This is a genomic window from Chitinophaga japonensis (assembly GCF_007830125.1).
Taxonomy (GTDB): domain Bacteria; phylum Bacteroidota; class Bacteroidia; order Chitinophagales; family Chitinophagaceae; genus Chitinophaga; species Chitinophaga japonensis.
The window spans coordinates 1,540,084-1,559,692 of sequence record NZ_VLLG01000002.1 but is presented as its reverse complement, the minus strand read 5'-3'; the positions used below and the strand labels follow the sequence as shown (position 1 = coordinate 1,559,692).

Here is a 19,609-nt window from a genome sequence, read left to right as displayed (position 1 = left end):
ATGGATGATGCGATCTCTTTTTATTATGCTGGCAGCAGTGCTCTGCTGTACATCCACTTATGCGCGGCAGGCGCCGGATACAATTGATAAAGCGCTGGTAGTGGGCTGGTTCCAGGACCAGCAATATGAACAGGCGGTACAATACCTCCAGGGCCGGGTGCGGCCCGACAACGTTGCTGAGCAGTCACTGCTGGGATATGCCCTGTACCAGTGGGGGCAATGGCCGGCCACCATCCGCACCTACCGGCAGGTGTTACAGTTGGACAGCCTGTATATACCGGCCCACCAGTACCTGGCTACTATTTACCTGCAGCAGGACAACCCGCTGCAGGCCATCCCCCATTGCAAGAAACTGGTAGCGCTGCAGCCATTACAGTCGCGGTACTACCGGCAGTTGAGCTTTGCCTGCTTTGCCGCCCGCCAGCCGGACTCCGGCTTCCACTACCTGCAGCAGGCCTATGCGCTGAACCCGATGGACAGCAAAGTGGTGGCCCGCCTGGGCGAGGAGTGGCTGGACCGGGAGCAGTACCCGGCGGCAGACAGCGTGCTGCGCGCCTACCTGGACAAGGACTCCCTGCAGACCAGCGTGATCATACCCGCCATTAAAGCGGCCTATTACCTGAAGGATTATCCGCGGGCCATCGCCCTGGGCCAACACCTCATACACCGGCAGGTGATCTCCGTAACGGCCTGCTCCTACGTGGCCGCCGCCTGCTATTATACCAAACGCTACCAGGAATGCATACACGTACATGATTTCCTGAAAGAAGTGGATATGACTACGGAAACCATTACCTACTACGCAGCCATGGCCTATGCGCAGCTAAAGGACTACGGCTGCAGCAACGAGCTGCTGCAGCAATGCATTGACCGCGCCAGGTCCAAAAGCCTGGACGACTACTATACCGCCATGGGCAGCAACTACGAGGAGCTGCATCAATACAAAAAGGCCACCGCCTGCCTGGATACGGCCTGGTACCTGTTCCAGAACCCCTTGCGCCAGTACAGCATTGGCCGGATCTATGATCATCACCTGCACCAGCCGCTTACAGCCAGGCGCTATTACCAGCGTTACCTGCGGCTGGCTGCCCGCCGGGAGGAAGACCCGGCTATTTCCAAATATGTACGGGAGCGGCTGGGAGAAATGGAGAAAAGAAAATAAATTTACTCTCCGTTATGACCAACGTAAATACAAAAATACAAAGCAGCTATGGCCTACCCGTATCAGATCAAGAACTTAGATGAGTACCAGCAAGCCTATCAACAGAGCGTAATAGACCCGGAAGGATTCTGGGCCCATGTGGCCGACCACTTTTACTGGCGCCGCAAATGGGACAAGGTGCTGGAATGGGATTTTAAGCAGCCGGACGTAAAATGGTTCCTGGGTGGTAAGCTGAACATAACGGAGAATTGCCTGGACCGTCACCTGGGCTCCCTGGGCAGCACGCCCGCTATTATCTGGGAGCCTAATGACCCGGAAGAACATCACCGCGTGCTTACCTACCGCGACCTGTATAACAAGGTATGCCAGTTTGCCACCGTATTAAAGAACAACGGCGTACAGAAAGGTGACCGTGTTTGTATTTACATGGGCATGATACCCGAGCTGGCCATTGCCGTACTGGCCTGCGCCCGTATTGGCGCTATCCACTCGGTGGTGTTCGGCGGCTTCAGCGCACAGTCCATCGCAGACAGGATACAGGATGCGCAGTGCAGCCTGGTGATCACCTGCGACGGCGCTTTCCGCGGTAACAAGGACATTCCGCTGAAATCCGTGATAGACGATGCCCTGATGGCCTGCCCCAGCGTAAAGAAAGTGATCGTATGCACCCGCACCCGCACGCCGGTGAGCATGCTCAAAGGCCGGGACGTATGGTGGGAAGATGAAATAAAGCAGGTGGAGACCCTGGGCAACCCGCCCTGCCCCGCCGAGGAAATGGATGCGGAAGACATGCTCTTTATCCTCTACACCTCCGGCAGCACCGGCAAGCCCAAGGGCGTGGTGCATACCTGCGGCGGCTACATGGTATATGCCAACTACACTTTTGTAAATACCTTCCAGTACCAACCCGGTGAAGTGTACTTCTGTACGGCGGATATCGGCTGGATCACCGGACACAGCTACATCCTGTACGGGCCGCTCAGCGCAGGGGCCACCACCCTGATGTTTGAAGGCATTCCCACCTGGCCGGACGCCGGCAGGCTGTGGGACATTACAGACAAGTACCGCGTAAACATATTGTATACCGCCCCCACGGCTATACGCAGCCTGATGGGCTTTGGCCTAGGACCGGTAAACCATAAGGACCTCAGCTCCCTGCGGAAGCTGGGCAGCGTGGGCGAGCCTATTAACGAGGAAGCCTGGCAATGGTTCAAGACCCACATCGGCAAAGACAAATGCCCGATCGTGGATACCTGGTGGCAAACGGAAACGGGCGGCATCATGATCACGCCCATTGCCGGCATCACCAAAGAAAAACCGGGCTATGCCACCCTGCCCCTGCCCGGCGTACAGCCAATGCTGGTAGATGAGAACGGGCAGGAAGTAACCGGCAACGGCGTGAACGGCAACCTTTGCATCAAATTCCCCTGGCCGGGCATGATACGCACCACCTACGGCGATCATGAGCGCTGCCGCAAAACCTACTTTGCCACTTACGAGAACCTGTACTTTACCGGCGACGGCTGCCTGCGCGACGAGGACGGCTACTACCGCATTACCGGCCGCGTGGACGATGTGCTGAACGTAAGCGGGCACCGCATAGGCACCGCCGAGGTGGAAAACGCCATCAACATGCACGCCGGCGTAGTGGAAAGCGCCGTGGTAGGCTACCCGCACGACATCAAAGGACAGGGCATCTATGCCTACGTGATCACCGACCGGCTCACGCACGACATGGAGCTGACAAAAAAAGATATTATACAGACGGTGTCCCGCATCATCGGGCCTATTGCCAAACCGGACAAGATACAGTTTGTAAGCGGCCTGCCGAAGACCCGCTCCGGAAAGATCATGCGCCGCATCCTGCGCAAGATAGCGGAGGGGGAAATGGATAACCTGGGCGATACCACTACCCTGCTGGACCCGGCGGTGGTAGAGGAGATCAAGCGGGGGAGGTTGTAGGGAATATCAAATCATAAATGTAAAATGACGAATGTAAAAGTGAATGCGGCGGACCAGACAGTAACTTAGTCTTTGCTGCATTCACTTTTACATTTATCATTTAGCGTTTTACATTTAGCGTTTTATTGTATGCCACTCCTGAAGCGTATTGGTAAAATCTTCCTGGGGCTGTTCCTCTTCTCCAACACCATCCTGGCTTTCCACGCCTGGAAGTTCACCCACTTTTACGAGGATGCCGCGCACACCAACATGCGCCCGGAGCAGATGAACGCCTGGGAAAAAACCCGGATGGTGCTGTTTGGCGTGCGCCTGTCCAAATCCGTTGTACACGCTTTCCCGGAAGCTCCTTATGAAACCGTACACTTAAAAACGCAGGACGGCATCCCGCTGGAAGGCTGGTGGATACCGGCTGCGCAGCCGGCCAAGGGCAGCGTGATACTGCTGCATGGCTATGGCAGCAACAAGGGCGCCAAGCTGCCTGAAGCCCGGTACTTCCGGGAACTGGGCTATAACACTTTCCTGCTGGACTTCCGCGCGCATGGCAACAGTGGAGGCTACACCTGCAGCATCGGGTATAAAGAGGCGGAAGAGGTAAAGCTGGCCTATGCGCATGTGCGCAGCCGTACAGCGGGGCCGCTGGTGTTATGGGGCATGAGCATGGGGGCCGCCGCTATCCTGAAAGCCGTGCCGGAATACCACCTGCAGCCGGACAAGCTGATACTGGAAAGTCCCTTTGCTACTTTAACAGATGCGGTAAAAAGCCGTATGCGCTCCGTACACCTGCCACCCACGCCCCTGGCACAGCTCATAACTTTCTGGGGCGGTGTGGAGCAGGGATTCTGGGCGCCGGGTTTTCAGCCGGTGCAATATGCTCCGCATATACAAATGCCGGTGTTACTCTGCTGGGGGAAAAAGGATATACGGGTCATGGAGCACGAAACGCGGGACATTTACCAGGCGCTGGGCAGCGCACAAAAAAAGCTGGTGGTATTTGACAGCGCCGGCCACCACTCCATCTGCCGGCGGGAGCCGGAAAAGTGGAAAGCGGCCATCAGCGGCTTCCTGCAATAGCGGTGAAATGTATCAACGCCGTATCACTACCGGCGTGCCTACCTTGATGATATCATACAGTTCGTTCACATCCGGGTTCTTCATGCTTATGCAGCCCAGGGTCCAGTTAATGCGGCGGTCTACATATACATCGCGGATACCGGACCTGTACTCTACACCATGAATACCTATGCCACCGCCGATGTCTGCATTAGGGCCTACCAATCCCTGTTGCTGGCGCTGGTAGAACTTGGCCCAGGAGGTTTCGTTCGGGTAATCCAGCAGCAGGAAACGGCTCCAGCGTCCGTCATACCGCTTGCTGGTAATATGGAAAGTGCCTTCCGGTGTTTTGCGGTCGCCCTGCATCAGTTTGTCCGCCAGGTTGCGGCTGCCGAACACCACTTTGTAGATCTTGCGCAGGGTCACATCTTCATAAAGATACAGGCGGTAATCGCTTTTGTCTATCAATAAAAATACTTTGTCTGCATCAATGTTGGCAGCACGCAGGTTTACGGAGTACAACCCGTTCTCATTATTAAACCCTGATAAGGGTATAAACAGCATTAACAATATGCACCAGCTATAGCGCGGCATCTCACAAGGGTTTTTTAGTACTATTGATAACGAGCCTTTTAAGGGTTTATTGTGCGTGTGAGCTAAAAGCAACGAAGCTGAAAGCCTGTGAGCGATTTGCTCCATTAGCTTTCAGCTTCGTTGCTTTATGCTTTTAGCTTTCCCTAGTACCCGAACAATTCTTCCAGTGAAACTTTCTTCACTTCACCGTACTTTTTCAGGTCGTCCATGCTGATCCGCTTTTCAGAGCCCAGCACACAATAGGTGTAGGGCTTGTTGGCCAGGTTCTGGTCATGGAATTGTTTCACCTGGTCAAAGCCCAGGTTATCGATCGCAGCATATACCTGTTTGCGGTAATCGGTGCTCAGGCCCAGTTTCTGCGCGGCCAGGTAGCTGAAGATGATGCCGTCCTGGGTAATGCGCTCGGTCTCTATATTCTGCTTCATGCTTTCCTTGGCTGTTTCCAGCAGCTTGTCGGAGCGGGGTATATCGTTCAGCAGCTCGTTCATCCCGCCAATGGCTTCGTTCATTTTATCGGCCTGGCTGCCTACATAGGCCACTACGGAATAGCGGTCTTCCTTTTTATCGGGCGTTACGTAGAACGCGTAGGTGGAATAGGCCAGGGCTTTGGATTCACGGATGGTCTGGAACACAATGGAGCCCATGCCGCCGCCAAAGTAGTTATTGAACAGGTCTATCACCGCCGTGTTGGAGGGGTTATAGCCGCCGGTATTGCGCAACCAGTTCACCTCTGCCTGTACCATGTCATAGTCTGCAAACAGCACCTGGTTCTTTGCCTGGCTGCTCTTGGCAAATGTTACGGGCTTGGGCGCAGCGGTAAATGCCGCCGGTATGGTATGCAGTTGCTTCACGGCATCTGCTGCGGCAGCAAGCGTTTGCGGGCCGTAGTAGATCACGGTATGCTTGTAGGAGGGCAACTGGTGCAGCATATCCACCAGCTCTTTGGAGGTGAGCCCCTCCAGCTCCTGCTGGCTCAGTTGATTATTGTACGGGTTCCGGGGGCCGTACATGGCGTACTGCACCAGGCCGCGCATGATGGCCACTTTGCTGAGCTTATTGTCTGTACGGGCTTTCTGCAGGCGGCCTTTTAAAGCGGCCAGCGCCTCCTCATTGGGCTGGCAGTGGGTAAGCAGGTGCTCGAACAGCGTTACCGCCTTGTCAAAATTTTCCTGCAGGCCGGAAATGGTGATGGTAGTTACATCCGTACCGGAGGCCACGTTAAAGTTGCAGGCAATGTTGTAAAACTCCTTGCTGATCTCTTCCGTGGTATACTTGTCCGTGCCCAGGAACTGCAGGTACTGCGCAGCCATGGGCAGCTTTTTATTATTCCAGGCGCCCATGTCAAAACGGTAGTACAGGCGGAACAGTTCGTTGTTCTTGTTCTGTACATACAGCATTTCGGCGGGGCCTATCTTGCTTTTCTGTATGTCCTTGTCATAGTCCAGCCACTGCGGTTTTACCGGGGTGGCCGGCATGGCGGCAATGCGCTGCAGGAAGGGGGACTGTGCTTCACGGTTCACCGCCACCGGTGTAATGGCCGGCTTTTCCACCTTCTGGATGTTCTTGTCCTCGCCCTTGCGCTTGTAGACCAGCACATAATTATCGCCGATGTATTTATTGGCAAAATCCACGATCTGCTGTTTGGTAACCTGGCCCATGGCATCTACCATTTCCACGTCATGTTCCCATTGCTGGCCGCGGTGCTTGATAAAGGCGTCCATGATGGCGTTAGCGCGGTTATTGTTGCTTTCCAGGCCCTGCAGCTCGGAGAGCTTGGCATTGTTCACGATGGCTTTTACCAGGGTCTCGTCAAACTCGCCTTTCTTCAGTATTTCCAGTTGTCCCAGCAGCAAGTCTTTCACTTCCTCCAGTGTTTGCCCCTGCTTGGCTTTGCCGCTGAGGTAGAAAACGGTGTAGTCTTTCCAGGGCAACTGTCCTACGCCGGCATTCAGCACCTTCTGCTGCTTGTTGATGTTCAGGTCCAGCAGGCCGGCCTTGCCGTTGTTCAGTATCTGTCCCATTACATTCAGCAGCACGGCGGACCGGGCATCCAGCGCACCCGGCATCCGGAAGGCCAGGAATACGTTCTCCGCATCGGGGCCAAACACCTCTTTCACAATGGGCGCCTCGATGGGCTTTTCCTGCGGGGCTTTATATTCCTGCACCTGTTTGGGCTGCATGTAGGCAAAATCTTCGTCTATCTTTTTGATCACGTAATCGGGATCAAAGTCGCCCGCCATTACAATGGCCATGTTGTTGGGCACGTAGTAGGCGTCGTAGAAATCCCTGATGACCTTCAGGTTGGGATTCTTCAGGTGCTCTATGGTGCCGATGGTGGACTGCTGCCCGTAGTTGTGGGTGGGAAACAGCGCCGCCAGCATGGTTTCATACATCTTGCGGCCATCATTGTCCAGGCCGCGGTTCTTTTCTTCGTACACGGCTTCCAGTTCTGTGTGGAAGAGGCGGAACACGGGTTCGCGGAAGCGCTCTGCCTGTACAGCCAGGTATTTATCAACGGCGTTGGAAGGAATATCCTCTTCGTAGATGGTTTCCTCTACCCAGGTGTGGGCGTTGGTGCCCTGGGCGCCCATGCCGGTCATCATTTTATCGTACTCGTTGGCAATGGCATATTTGGCGGCCAGGCCGGATACGCTGTCTATCCGGTGATAAACGGCTTTACGGGCATCGGGGCCGGAGGTGTGGTTATAGGTATCATACAGGCCTTCTATCTCGCTGAGATAGGCTTTTTCCTTCTCCCAGTCCAGGGAACCGAACTTGTTGGTGCCTTTGAACAGGAGATGTTCCAGGTAGTGCGCCAGGCCGGTATGGTCTGCGGGATCGCTGTTGCTGCCGGCGCGTACCCCTATCAGGGTCTGTATGCGGGGCTCTTTTTTGTTAACGCTCAGCACAACGGTGAGCCCGTTTTTCAGGGTATAGAAGCGGGCCTGCATGGGGTCGTCGGTAACGTACCGGTAAGTATAGCCCCCGGAGCTGCCTTCCTTCCATTGGTATTTATCCTGCGCATGTGCAACGTGCAAGGTACAGGACAATAGCAATAAGAGAAGGACTCTTTTAAAAATAGTCATACGGTGGTTTTTGAAGATTAAATATAAATCATTCAAATATATAGAAAAGAGAAAAGGCAGGGCCAGTTAAAAAAGGGGGAAAGGCTAAAAAAAATGAAGGGCGACGGGGCTATACTACCGGCGGGGCCGGAAATGCAGCATCATGGTATCTGTTCTGGCGGAAAAAAGGTTCCTTTGCCGCAGGTACCGGTAGCTGGCCAGGTACACCTGGGGATCGTTACCTACTACGCTCAGGGCGGCGGCGGAAAAGAACTGCTTTAAATACCGCTGTTTGACGTAATAGGGACGGGGTTTAGCCACTTCCTGTTTTACTGCCAGGGTTTCGCGGGCTGCCGGGGAGGGTTGTACGCCTACTATTCTTTTATCACAGGAATGTGCCCATACAATGAATCCCGAACATGCCAGAAAGGTCAAAAAAGTGCGCATAAGCTATCTAGACTGGTGATCAAAAACGTCAAAACCCGTTAAACCGGATACCGATAGAGAAAGGGTATTGCTCCAACCCATAATCGTGTAATGGCGTCAAGGCAAAGTTACTATATAATTTCACAGGTCCATAGGCCAATTCACTGGTAAGCCCGAAACGCCATTTATTGAGGTTAAAATCATCTGTACGCTTGATCTTGCCGCGCTCTTCACTGATCTGCTTGGTGCGGGACTTTACAAGGTACCCGCCCATAACGCCTACACTCAACTCAAAAGAACGGCCGGGCCGGGCCGGGTTTGAATTAAAATTGAGCATTACCGGAACACTCAGATACTCTGCAAACAATTTATTTTTAGAAAAGTTCACTGTATCGCGAATAATTTTGGTAGGATAGCCGGGCACATAGGTAATGTTGCGGGCATAACGGTAGTTGTTCATTTCCACGCCCAGGGCGTAAATAACATTCAGCTTGTGCTTGTAAATATTGAGGCGCTGCTGTATGATCCAGATATTGACGTTGACGGATTTGCCGGTGATCAGCTTGAACTCGTCCGGGGTAAGGGGCGCGCTGGCAGCGCGGGGGGCAAAAGCATTCAAGCCTGTACCACTATACCCATAACTTGCGTTCGGGCTGCTGTAATAGCTGTTTCTTACATCCAACGCCTCCGCATAAGCTCCCCTGTAATCACTGCGGTCTATATAATTATTAAAGCCCACATCCACCACAAACCACTTGGTATGCAGGTTCTTAGCCAGCTTGGCGCGGGCATAGGCGGTGTCATGGTAGAATTTATAGGTATTTTTGCCACGGGCGTCCTTCCCTTTTATAATGATCAGCCCTTTGACCTGGATAGTATCCGCCGTTGGCGCCGCAGCCTTCTCCTGGGCGTAAGCCCCTCCTGCCATTATCAGTATCAATAATAATATCCAGTGTAAAATTTTATGCTTCATACTAACATCAAACATTATAAAACAGGATGCATAATTATTTATTCGGATCTCCGGTTTTTCTTCTTTGAAAAGAATTTGGCGATGCTGGTCACCCCGTTGAGCAGCTTGCTTTCACTGCTGCTGGTCACGGACATGATCAGCTCTCCCTGTACCGACTCCGGCGCGGGAGCTGCCTTTTCTGCAGCCGGCGCGGGGGCCGGGGGCAGGTCCATGTTATTGGCCAGCACCGGGCTCTGATCGGCCCGGATGGGCGTTTGCCGTGCCGGCGGCATTGCATTCTCCAGGTGTTTTTCCAGGTGCTGCTCCACTACTTCCGCCGAGGTGGCGGGCGGCTGGGGCAACTGGGCCAGCACCGCTGTATTGTTATTGTTACCGGCCGGCCTGGGCTTAGCCGGTGCAGGCGCTGCGGCCACGGTTATGGCAGATGGCTGGCGGGCCGGCGTGTTGGTTACCGGGGCCGGTTGCCTGGCAGCAGGTGCGGCAGCTTCCTCCTCCGCCCTTGTTGCCGGCATATGGGCGGCCACCTGCGGCGCATCCGGATCCGGTGCGGGCAGGGCCCGGGAAGGCGCCGGTACGGTATTCCCTGCGCCGTTGTTCTCCGGGGCACCGGGTGTGGTCACCGCTACAGGGGCGGTCTGCACGGTATCCGTATTTTGCTGTAACGGCAGCAGCCATACCAGGCAGCCGGCCACTACGGCCGCGGCGGCGCCCCACCACCAGGCCGGGCGTATCACCCCGCGGTTGCCGGTTTTCCGGTACAGATCTGCCTTGCCGGGCATCCGCAGCGCGGGGTCCGGCTGCAGGCGGGTGCGCTGTAGCACCTGCAGCGCCGGTTGCAATTCCGGGTGCTGCTGCAGGAACTGCTGCAACGCCTGTTCCTCTTTTTCACTCAGCTCGCCATCAATATAACTTAGTAAATACGTTTCGTAGTTTTCGGTGGTGAGCGTACCGGTGTGGCGGTACAGCATTTCCCGGTTATCGAACTGCAGGCCGGGATCTGCCTGCAGGCGGGTGGCCTGCCAGGTTTCCAGCTCCTGTTCCAGGTGGGGGTGTTTTTTCAGGAACGCTTCCAGGGCGGTTCGTTCCGCGGCATTCAGCTCCCCATCCATGTAGCTGAGCAGGAAGGCCTCATAGTTTTCGGTGGTGATCTCTGTGCTGCGGTACAATATTTCCCTGTTGCCAAAGCCCTCCTGCTCATCCGGTTTTAAAATGGCGGCCTTCAATACCTCCAGCTCCTTCCCCAACCGGGGATGTTGCTGCAGGAAGGCTTCCAGCGCAGCGCGCTCTTCATTGTTCAGCTCCCCGTCTATATAACAGAGCAGGTATTCCTCGTAATTCGATATGTTGATGTCTACAGACAATTATATTACATTTTCCATTTTTATCAGATAGTTCTTCAGATGTATCCTTGCCCGGTGCAGGTATACCTTTACCTGGGAAGGGTTGAGCCCCATGATATTGCTGATCTCCTCGTAGCTGTATCCTTCATAATCCTTCAGCAGCACCAGGGAGCGCTGTACTTCCGTAAGCCGGTTCAGGGCCTTTTCCAGCACTGTCCGGGCATTGTGTATGCGCTGCTCCGATACCTTCTCTTCTTCCTTGAACTGGTCTACCAGTGTGATCCGCTTTACCTTGCGCACATGATCTATCATATTATGGTACGCCACTGTGAAAAGGTATGACTTCGCCTTTTCAAACGGGACGTCATTACAGTGCTTCCATAATATTTCAAATGCATTCTGTACCACATCTCTTGCATCTTCCGTGTGCTCCAGGTTCTTGACAATGAAGCGGAAGAGGTTATCCGCGTACAGGTCCACGCATTTATTGTACTCTTTTTCCGTCATCCGGTGCTGCGGGGATTTTAGTGCTAATGTCCGACAATTACTTGAATACTACTAACATTTTGGCCTCAGTTGGCAGGTCGCTGCGTTGCTGTATCTTGCCGGTTTTACAGCTTCGCAGTACCCGGACTGCTTACTGCGGACTGCCAACTGACCACTAACACAAACTCCCGCTTACATGATAGTATTATGACGGAAAGCGGTACCGGAATGTTACACCCCCGTCAAAAAATTGCCGTAAAACCGGCCGGCGGGCCGCCAACTGGGCATATCATGCTACATTTAATGCTATAACTTTGTAACTTCTTAATGCCAAGCATATGAACCAGCACTTCATTGACCGTTTGCGGCAGGAACTGGACGAGATCCGCTCCGCCGGCCTCTTCAAAAATGAACGGATCATTACCTCCGAACAGGGGGCTGAAATAACGGTAGGCGGCAACACCGTTGTGAACTTCTGCGCCAATAACTACCTGGGCCTCAGCTCCCACCCGGCCGTGATCGCTGCCGCCAGGGAAGCCATTGATACCCATGGCTACGGTATGAGCAGCGTGCGCTTTATCTGCGGCACCCAGGATATTCACCGGGAGCTGGAGCAAAAGATAGCGGGCTTCCTGGGTATGGAGGACGCCATCCTGTATGCTGCGGCCTTTGACGCGAACGGAGGGGTATTTGAGCCCCTGTTCAACGAGCAGGACGCCATTATCTCCGATGCGCTCAACCATGCCTCCATTATTGACGGGGTGCGCCTATGCAAGGCCCAGCGCTTCCGGTATGAACATAACAATATGGCCGACCTGGAAGCCAAACTGCAGGAAGCGGCCGGCGCCCGCAGCCGTATCATCGTAACGGACGGCTCCTTCAGCATGGACGGCACCATTGCCCAACTGGACAAGATATGCGACCTGTCAGACAAATACAATGCGATTGTAATGAGCGATGAAAGCCACTCTTCCGGTTTCCTGGGCAAGACCGGCCGCGGCACCCACGAATACCGCGGCGTAATGGGCCGGGTAGACATTATCACCGGCACCCTGGGCAAGGCCCTGGGCGGCGCTTCCGGCGGCTTTACCAGCGGCCGCAGGGAGGTGATAGATATGCTGCGCCAGCGCAGCCGCCCCTACCTGTTCTCCAACTCCGTGGCCCCCAGCATTGTAGGCGCCTCCATTGCCGTGCTGGATATGCTGAGCGAAACCACCACCCTGCGCGACAAACTGGAATACAATACCCAATATTTCCGTAAGAAAATGACGGAAGCCGGCTTTGACATCAAGCCCGGCGACCACCCCATTGTGCCCGTTATGCTGTACGACGCCGTACTGAGCCAGCAATTTGCCGACAGGCTGCTGCAGGAAGGCGTGTACGTGATCGGCTTCTTCTTCCCGGTAGTGCCCAAAGGGCAGGCCCGCATACGGGTACAACTGAGCGCCGCCCATGAGCAGGCTCACCTGGACAAAGCCATTGCCGCCTTTACCAAGGTAGGCAGGGAGCTGGGCGTGATCCAGCAAACGCCGGCCTGAGAAAGTGGAGAAAGGAAAAGGGAGAAAGGAGAAGGAAAAAGGACTTGCAGCGATTCCCTTCTCCTTTCTCCCTTCTCCCTTCTCCTTTCTCCCTTCTCCTTTCTCCTTTCTCCATTTTAAATTTTACATTTTACATTCCCAACCGCTACTTTTGCAGCAATCAATTCAATATTAAATGAAACGAATAGCCTGGATATTGCTGCTGGCACCTTTGCTGATCACTGCCTGTGCCCCCAACAACGTGCGGGAAGAAAAAAGCTGGGAAAAATACTTTACGCAACACAAGGTGGAAGGCTGCTTTATGCTGTTTGACAACAGCAAGGGCCTGTTCAAGGTATATAACCTGGAGCGCGCCAAAGAGCGTTTCCTGCCCGCTTCCACCTTCAAGATATTCAATTCCCTGGTAGGCCTGGAAACCGGGGCGATCAAAGATACCGGCATGGTCATCAAATGGGACGGCATTACCCGCTCCGTGCCGGAATGGAACCAGGACCTGAGCATGCGGGAGGCTTTCCGGGTATCGGCAGTCCCCTATTACCAGGAAGTGGCCCGCCGGATCGGCAAACCTACCATGCAAAAATGGCTGGACTCCGTGAAGTACGGCAACATGAAGATCAGCAGCATAGATACCTTCTGGCTGGATAACTCCCTGAAAATATCCCCGGACGAAGAGCTGGGCTTTGTCAAGCAACTGTACTTCGACCAGTTGCCCTTCCATAAGATCACCATGCAATGGGTGCGCAGCGTGATGCTGATGGAAAAGACGGACAAGTACGAGCTGAGCTATAAGACCGGCTGGGGCATTGCCGGGCCCAAGGAAATAGGCTGGGTAACCGGCTGGGTGGAGGAGAACGGCCGCCCTACCTTTTTTGTGCTGAACTTTGAGTCTGAAGATCCCGATATTGAAATGCGCAATGTGCGCATGAGCATTCTCAAAGGTATTTTGCAGGAGGAAGGCTATTTTGAAGGCATGAAATAGCCGCGGGCGCGGGTACCGGCCCGCAGACCGTTAAAAAACTCCTAAATCACCACAGATCTTCTCTGTAAAACGTAGCAAAAAATTTATATTTGAGCCATATGTTACGTTTTCAGCATAGTGAATATTTATGGGCGCTGGTGCTGCTGCTGGTGTTGCAGTTGGCATTTATCGGCGTTTCCTGGTGGAAACGCCGCTCCATCCGCAAGCTGGGCGATCCCACGCTGGTGGAGAGCCTGTTCCTGGGCTACAGCCGCCGTTTGTTTGTATTGAAGTTCCTGCTGCTGTTTGTGGCCTTTTTCTTTGGCGTGATCGGCCTGGCCAACCTGCAGAAAGGCAGCCGGATGGAAAAGATCACCCGCAAGGGGGTGGATGTAGTGATTGCGCTGGACGTAAGTAAAAGCATGCTGGCCCGCGATGTGAAGCCGGACCGCCTTACCAGGGCCAAACAACTGATCACCAAGCTGATGGATAAGCTGGACAATGACCGCGTGGGCCTGGTAGTATTTGCCGGCAGCGCTTACCTGCAGATGCCGCTTACCATCGACTACTCCGCCGCCAGGATGTACCTGAGCACCGTAAGCCCGGATATGATCCCTACCCAGGGCACAGCCGTTTCCCAGGCCATAGAGGTAAGCACCAACGCTTTCAATAAGATGGAGCGCAAGCACAAGACCCTGGTGATCATCTCCGACGGGGAAGATCACGAAGAAGGCTCTGCGGAAAAAGCCAGGAACGCCTTCGGGGAAGGCGTGGTGATCAATACCGTGGGCATTGGCTCCCCTGCCGGCGCACCGCTGACCGATCCGGAAACCGGCGCACCTAAAAGAGACCGGGAAGGCAACGTGGTGATCTCCAAACTGAATGAAGATGAACTGAAAAGCATCGCATCTGCCGGCAAAGGCGTATATGCCCACCTGGATAACAATACAGAAGATGTAGTGAACACCCTGGTGAACAAGATCGACGGCATGGAGCAGAAAGAATTCGGGGAGAACATATTTACCGATTATAACAGCTATTTCCAGTATTTCTTGGCTATCTGCCTGGTGCTGATCATAGCAGAGTTCTTTATTCCCGAAATAAGAAGACCGAAAGAGGAATTGGTAACCCTTGTTAAAGAATGATCATGCAGCTATTGAATACCACCTACCGTATGCTTATTACTGCCGCACTGCTGTGCGGGTGCTCCGGCGTATGGGCGCAAAGCGGCAACAAGTACATCCGCAAAGGCAATGAACTGTACCAGGAAAAGAAATATACCGATGCGGAGGCCAACTACAAGAAAGCGCTGGAACAGAACCAGCAATCCGAAATAGGGCGTTATAACCTGGGCAATTCCCTGTACGAACAGAAACGGTTTGAGGATGCCCGCACCCAGTACGCCAACACCATTAAGCTGTCCGGCGACAAGCATACCAAAAGCGACGCCAGCTACAATATGGGCAATACCTACATGGAGAACAAAAAATGGGAGGAAAGCATCAAGTCCTACAAGCAGGCGCTGAAGCTGAACCCCACGGATGAGCAGGCCCGCTATAACCTGGCCTATGCCCAGGCCATGCTTAAAAAACAGCAGCAGGGCGGCAGCGACAATAAAGACAAGGATAAGAAAGAAAAGGACAAGCAGCAACAGCAACAGAACCAGCAGAACAAAGACAAAGACCAGAACAAAAACCAGCAGGACCAACAGGACCAGCAGAACAAGGACAAAGAACAGCAGGACCAGCAAAAACCCCAGCCCCAACCCAGCAAGCTGGACAAACAGGAAGCCGAACGCCTGCTGCAGGCCCTGAACCAGGAAGAGAAAAAGCTGCAGGACAAGATGAAGAAAATGAAGGGGCAACAGGTACCTGTGGAAAAAGATTGGTAGCTAATTTGTTAGATGGTTTATTAAATTAAACCATGATAGAAACCACCGAGATCATTCTGCGCCTGGCCACAGCAGCCGTATTGGGCGGCCTGGTGGGCCTGGACCGGGAGCGCCTGGAATGGGCCGCCGGGCTGCGTACCCATATGCTGGTATGCCTGGGCTCCACGCTGGCCATGATCGTTTCCGCTTACGGCTTTGAAGAGGTACTGGGCCACGAGAACGTGGAGCTGGACCCTTCCCGTATTGCCTCCCTGGTGATCAGCGGCATCGGTTTTATTGGCGCAGGCACTATTCTTTTCATCAAGCGTAAAGTGATATACGGCCTTACCACGGCTGCCGGGCTGTGGACCGTAGCGGCCGTGGGGCTGGCCGTAGGCGGGGGCATGTACTGGGCAGCTATTGCCGCCACCCTTATTACCCTGGTGATACTCACCGCCATCAAGCATATTGAGAATAAGTTCTTCTCCAATATAAAGGACCGCAGCATCCGTATCAGCTTCCAGCATGCCAGCCTCACGATGTCGGGCGTATCACAGTTGCTGCAGCAGCACAAGGTAGATTTTGACGAGATCACCCTGCAACGCCCGGAAAAGGGATACATAGACGAATTGGAAATAGTGATCAATAAATCGGCTGCTGAAGGCAAGGTGCTGGCAGTAATAGATACTTTAAAAGAACAGGAAGGCGTAAAGGAAGTAAGCTATTCCAACATATAACTCCTATCCCTGCCGGAGGGCGGACGACCCGTATATTTCTCAATTTACATAAATCAAGTCTGTCAACTGACCTAATTTTCATTAATTAAGTCACTAAAATGACTTAATTTTGAATATGGATATTCCCAGAATTTTAGAACAAACCCTGGATAAGCAACTGGGCAAGCAAAAAGTAATCATGCTTTATGGCACCCGCCGGGTTGGAAAAACAACCCTTATCCAGAATATTGCGGAAAGACATAAAGACAATGTGCTGTTATTGCAGGGAGAAGATATGCAGGTTGCAGCTATTTTACAGCAGCGAACAATTGCTAACTATCAACGCCTGACACGCAACAAAAAAATCATAATCATTGATGAAGCACAGGCCGTTCCTGCAATCGGGCAGGTACTAAAGCTGATGATAGATAACATTAAGGGAATAACCATAATTGTCACGGGCAGCAGCAGCTTTGACCTGGTAACAGCAGCAGGTGAGCCGCTGGTAGGCCGCCAACTTGTTTATCAATTATATCCTATTGCTCAGGTGGAGCTTACTGAAATAGAGGACTTGTTAACCACTACATCCAACCTTGAACAAAGGTTGATCTATGGCAGTTACCCGGAATTATGGCACCTTCCTACCATTGAGGAAAAGGAAACTTATCTGAAATCCCTGGTAAGCAGTTATCTGTTAAAAGATATCCTGATGTATGAAAATGTAAAAGGGGCAGATATTCTGTACCGGCTATTGCAGTTACTCGCTTTCCAGATTGGCAGCGAAGTAAGTACAATAGAATTGGGCAATACATTACAATTAAGCAAAAATACAGTTGACCGCTACCTTGATCTGCTTGCCAAAGTCTTTATTATATACCCGCTTCCCGGTTACAGTAATAACTTACGGAAAGAAGTAAGTAAAAGTAAAAAGTGGTTCTTTTATGATAATGGTATCAGGAACGCACTGATAAATAATTTTAGCCCGCTTCAAACTCGTAACGATGTTGGACAATTATGGGAGCAATATTTTCTATCGGAAAGAATGAAATTTAACAGTTACCGTGGATACCACCCGCAGTACTACTTTTGGAGAACTTATGATCAGCAGGAACTGGACCTGATTGAAGTGAATAACCGGCAGGAGCTGACAGCTTTCGAATGCAAATGGAAAGCAGGAAAGATCAGGATTCCCACCGCATTCGGGAAAGCTTACCCCCATGCTATATTTAACGGCATTACACAGCTAAACTATCTGGATTTTATTACATTCACTTAAAATTCAGTCCATTATGCACACTAACAAACTCTTTGTCAGCGTGCATATCTAGTTATTCACCTCATCCCGCTGCTAACTATTTTCACCCCCGTTCGTTACCTTTGTAACATTATGCAGCTATATTGCCATTCCCTGACAACGTACAAGCGCCTGCCCACTTTAGAAGTAAAGGTAGGCGACCTGCTGATCGGAAATAATAACCCTATCCGCATTCAAACCATGACCACCACGGACACCATGGACACGGCCGGCACCGTAGCCCAGGCCATCCGTTGCATAGAGGCCGGGGCGGAGCTGGTACGCATTACCGCGCCCAGTAAAAAAGAAGCGGAAAACCTGCTCCCTATTAAAAACGAGCTGCGCAAAAGAGGCTATCACACCCCCCTGGTGGCCGATATCCATTTTACTCCCAATGCCGCGGAAATTGCCGCCCGCATCGTGGAAAAGGTAAGGGTGAACCCGGGCAACTATGTAGACAAAAAGAAATTTGAGACCATCAATTATACTGATGCGGAATACCTGGCGGAGATAGACCGCATACGCGAACGGTTTACGCCGCTGGTGCAGGTGTGCAAGGAGTACGGCACGGCCATGCGCATCGGCACCAACCATGGCTCCCTTAGCGACCGCATCATGAGCCGCTATGGCGATACCCCCATCGGCATGGTGGAAAGCGCCATGGAGTTCCTGCGCATAGCGGAAGACCTGAATTATTATAATATCGTGCTGAGCATGAAGTCCAGCAACCCGCAGGTAATGGTGCAGGCCTACCGCCTGCTGGTACAAACCATGCAGCAGGAGCTGGGCCACTGCTATCCCCTGCACCTGGGCGTTACCGAGGCCGGCGACGGGGAGGACGGGCGCATCAAGTCCGCCATCGGCATCGGCACCCTGCTGGAAGACGGCGTGGGGGACACCATCCGCGTATCCCTTACAGAAGACCCGGAGTTTGAGCTGCCCGTATGCCGCGACCTGGTAAAGCGCTATACCCAACGTGAAGGGCATGCGCCCATCACCCCGGTAATCCAGCCGCCTTATTCGCCCTTTGAGTACAAACGGCGGGAAACCATCGCCGTAGACAACATCGGCGGCAAGCAGGTACCGGTGGTCATAGCGGATTTTGGCAAGATCGCCAACATACAGCCCGCTGACCTGGAAGCCATTGGCTACCATTACGACGCCGATACCGATAAATGGAATATTGCCGACCAGGCCGCCGATTACATCTTTTCCGAAACCATACTGCCTTTTGCCCTGCCCGGCACCTTGAAGGTGATCACCCCCTACGATACCTGGCTGCAGGCGCCGGACAAGGAAAAGTACTTTCCCTTCCTGCCGGTAGATACCTACCTGCAGCCCGGAGAAAGGTCCCCCGTACTGAACATGGTGGATGCAGACAGCAGCCAGCCCCTCCCGGAGGCATTCCTGCAAAAGCTGCAGGGCGACCCTACCGCTGTGCTGAGCGTATGCTCCACGGCCAACAGCCATGCTATGCCGGAGGTACGGCGCCTGCTCATGACGCTGATGGAACAGCGTATTGCCAACCCCGTTATTTTATTGACTTCCAGCGCACAGCCGGCAGCAGACGACCGCCTGCTGCAGTACGCCATAGAGACCGGTGCCCTGCTGCTGGATGGCTTTGGCGACGGCATCTGCCTGGGCATTGACTACGGGCAGCCGCGCAGCGCGCAGGACCTGGCCCGCATCAATCCCGTTGCCTTTGGCATCCTGCAGGCCACCCGTACCCGTATTTCCAAAACAGAATATATCTCCTGCCCTTCCTGCGGCCGCACGCTGTTTGACCTGCAGGAAACCACGGCCAAAATACGCGCGGTCACCCACCACCTGAAGGGGGTGAAGATCGCTATCATGGGCTGCATTGTGAACGGCCCCGGCGAGATGGCCGATGCAGACTTCGGCTATGTGGGCAGCGGCGTAGGCAAGATCACCCTGTACAAGGGCAAGGAAGTGGTAAAGCGCGGGCTGAACAGCGAGGTGGCAGTGGCGGAGCTGATCAACCTGATAAAGGAGAACGGCATGTGGGTGGAAAGTAACAGTAACTGAAATGAAAAATGTCCGTCCCCGGGGTTAGGAAGGGAGCGGACACTCTGATAATAGGTATTTTTTGAGGTTAACAGGATGTTTTGAATTTTCACTACACATTGCATCAATAGTATGGTGGTGAAATACCAG

The 19,609-nt window shown here is 53.3% G+C and carries 16 protein-coding genes; 10 read left to right on the top strand and 6 right to left on the bottom strand.

Features of this window, described 5'->3' with window-relative positions:
- Positions 1-4: 4 nt before the first annotated feature.
- The 3 genes from LX66_RS06320 (at position 5) to LX66_RS06310 (ending at position 4,195) form a co-directional block, all read left to right on the top strand.
- Positions 5-1,162 (top strand): tetratricopeptide repeat protein, encoded by a 1,158-nt coding sequence (locus LX66_RS06320; protein ID WP_145711030.1) that lies wholly within the window; start codon positions 5-7, stop codon positions 1,160-1,162.
- A gap of 48 nt (positions 1,163-1,210) precedes the next feature.
- Positions 1,211-3,124 carry an acetate--CoA ligase gene (acs, locus tag LX66_RS06315; protein WP_145711029.1) on the top strand — a complete coding sequence of 638 codons (1,914 nt, stop codon included), beginning with the start codon at positions 1,211-1,213 and terminating at the stop codon, positions 3,122-3,124.
- A gap of 129 nt (positions 3,125-3,253) precedes the next feature.
- Positions 3,254-4,195, top strand: a complete 942-nt coding sequence (locus tag LX66_RS06310; protein WP_145711028.1) for an alpha/beta hydrolase — start codon at positions 3,254-3,256, stop codon at positions 4,193-4,195.
- A 12-nt stretch (positions 4,196-4,207) separates the two neighbouring features.
- Here LX66_RS06310 and LX66_RS06305 read toward each other — a convergent pair whose 3' ends face one another.
- The 6 genes from LX66_RS06305 to LX66_RS06280 form a co-directional block, all read right to left on the bottom strand.
- Complete coding sequence (locus tag LX66_RS06305) at positions 4,208-4,768, bottom strand: L,D-transpeptidase family protein (RefSeq protein WP_158642551.1); 561 nt, start codon at positions 4,766-4,768, stop codon at positions 4,208-4,210.
- A 143-nt stretch (positions 4,769-4,911) separates the two neighbouring features.
- A complete protein-coding gene (locus tag LX66_RS06300; RefSeq protein WP_244620313.1) occupies positions 4,912-7,806 on the bottom strand; it encodes a M16 family metallopeptidase in 2,895 nt (964 codons plus the stop codon).
- Positions 7,807-7,968: 162 nt separating this feature from the next.
- Positions 7,969-8,280, bottom strand: coding sequence for a hypothetical protein (locus tag LX66_RS06295; protein WP_145711026.1), 312 nt, complete (start codon positions 8,278-8,280; stop codon positions 7,969-7,971).
- A gap of 28 nt (positions 8,281-8,308) precedes the next feature.
- Positions 8,309-9,232: an outer membrane beta-barrel protein gene (locus tag LX66_RS06290; RefSeq protein ID WP_158642550.1), complete on the bottom strand. Its 924-nt coding sequence runs from the start codon at positions 9,230-9,232 to the stop codon at positions 8,309-8,311.
- Positions 9,233-9,270: 38 nt separating this feature from the next.
- Entirely contained in the window at positions 9,271-10,593 is a 1,323-nt protein-coding gene (locus tag LX66_RS06285) for an anti-sigma factor family protein (RefSeq protein WP_145711024.1), read from the bottom strand.
- Positions 10,594-11,079, bottom strand: coding sequence for an RNA polymerase sigma factor (locus tag LX66_RS06280; RefSeq protein ID WP_145711023.1), 486 nt, complete (start codon positions 11,077-11,079; stop codon positions 10,594-10,596).
- A 317-nt stretch (positions 11,080-11,396) separates the two neighbouring features.
- Between LX66_RS06280 and kbl the strand changes: the two genes are divergently transcribed.
- The 7 genes from kbl to ispG all read left to right on the top strand — a co-directional run bounded on the left by kbl (position 11,397) and on the right by ispG (position 19,480).
- Positions 11,397-12,596: a glycine C-acetyltransferase gene (kbl, locus tag LX66_RS06275; protein ID WP_145711022.1), complete on the top strand. Its 1,200-nt coding sequence runs from the start codon at positions 11,397-11,399 to the stop codon at positions 12,594-12,596.
- A gap of 175 nt (positions 12,597-12,771) precedes the next feature.
- Complete coding sequence (gene blaOXA, locus LX66_RS06270) at positions 12,772-13,575, top strand: class D beta-lactamase (protein WP_145711021.1); 804 nt, start codon at positions 12,772-12,774, stop codon at positions 13,573-13,575.
- Positions 13,576-13,673: 98 nt separating this feature from the next.
- Positions 13,674-14,699 carry a VWA domain-containing protein gene (locus LX66_RS06265; protein ID WP_145711020.1) on the top strand — a complete coding sequence of 342 codons (1,026 nt, stop codon included), beginning with the start codon at positions 13,674-13,676 and terminating at the stop codon, positions 14,697-14,699.
- 2 nt (positions 14,700-14,701) lie between these two features.
- Complete coding sequence (locus LX66_RS06260; protein WP_211366031.1) at positions 14,702-15,445, top strand: tetratricopeptide repeat protein; 744 nt, start codon at positions 14,702-14,704, stop codon at positions 15,443-15,445.
- Between the two features lie 32 nt (positions 15,446-15,477).
- Positions 15,478-16,161: an MgtC/SapB family protein gene (locus LX66_RS06255; protein WP_145711019.1), complete on the top strand. Its 684-nt coding sequence runs from the start codon at positions 15,478-15,480 to the stop codon at positions 16,159-16,161.
- 115 nt (positions 16,162-16,276) lie between these two features.
- Positions 16,277-17,416, top strand: coding sequence for an ATP-binding protein (locus LX66_RS06250; protein WP_145711018.1), 1,140 nt, complete (start codon positions 16,277-16,279; stop codon positions 17,414-17,416).
- Between the two features lie 111 nt (positions 17,417-17,527).
- Positions 17,528-19,480, top strand: coding sequence for a (E)-4-hydroxy-3-methylbut-2-enyl-diphosphate synthase (gene ispG / locus LX66_RS06245; protein ID WP_145711017.1), 1,953 nt, complete (start codon positions 17,528-17,530; stop codon positions 19,478-19,480).
- The last annotated feature ends 129 nt before the right edge of the window (positions 19,481-19,609 follow it).

Coding starts and splice junctions, on each gene's coding strand:
- LX66_RS06320 (WP_145711030.1), top strand. CDS start 5: ATGATGCGATCTCTTTTTATTATGCTGGCAGCAGTGCTCTGCTGTACA.
- acs (WP_145711029.1), top strand. CDS start 1,211: ATGGCCTACCCGTATCAGATCAAGAACTTAGATGAGTACCAGCAAGCC.
- LX66_RS06310 (WP_145711028.1), top strand. CDS start 3,254: ATGCCACTCCTGAAGCGTATTGGTAAAATCTTCCTGGGGCTGTTCCTC.
- LX66_RS06305 (WP_158642551.1), bottom strand. CDS start 4,768: ATGCCGCGCTATAGCTGGTGCATATTGTTAATGCTGTTTATACCCTTA.
- LX66_RS06295 (WP_145711026.1), bottom strand. CDS start 8,280: ATGCGCACTTTTTTGACCTTTCTGGCATGTTCGGGATTCATTGTATGG.
- LX66_RS06290 (WP_158642550.1), bottom strand. CDS start 9,232: ATGAAGCATAAAATTTTACACTGGATATTATTATTGATACTGATAATG.
- LX66_RS06280 (WP_145711023.1), bottom strand. CDS start 11,079: ATGACGGAAAAAGAGTACAATAAATGCGTGGACCTGTACGCGGATAAC.
- kbl (WP_145711022.1), top strand. CDS start 11,397: ATGAACCAGCACTTCATTGACCGTTTGCGGCAGGAACTGGACGAGATC.
- blaOXA (WP_145711021.1), top strand. CDS start 12,772: ATGAAACGAATAGCCTGGATATTGCTGCTGGCACCTTTGCTGATCACT.
- LX66_RS06265 (WP_145711020.1), top strand. CDS start 13,674: ATGTTACGTTTTCAGCATAGTGAATATTTATGGGCGCTGGTGCTGCTG.
- LX66_RS06260 (WP_211366031.1), top strand. CDS start 14,702: ATGCAGCTATTGAATACCACCTACCGTATGCTTATTACTGCCGCACTG.
- LX66_RS06255 (WP_145711019.1), top strand. CDS start 15,478: ATGATAGAAACCACCGAGATCATTCTGCGCCTGGCCACAGCAGCCGTA.
- LX66_RS06250 (WP_145711018.1), top strand. CDS start 16,277: ATGGATATTCCCAGAATTTTAGAACAAACCCTGGATAAGCAACTGGGC.
- ispG (WP_145711017.1), top strand. CDS start 17,528: ATGCAGCTATATTGCCATTCCCTGACAACGTACAAGCGCCTGCCCACT.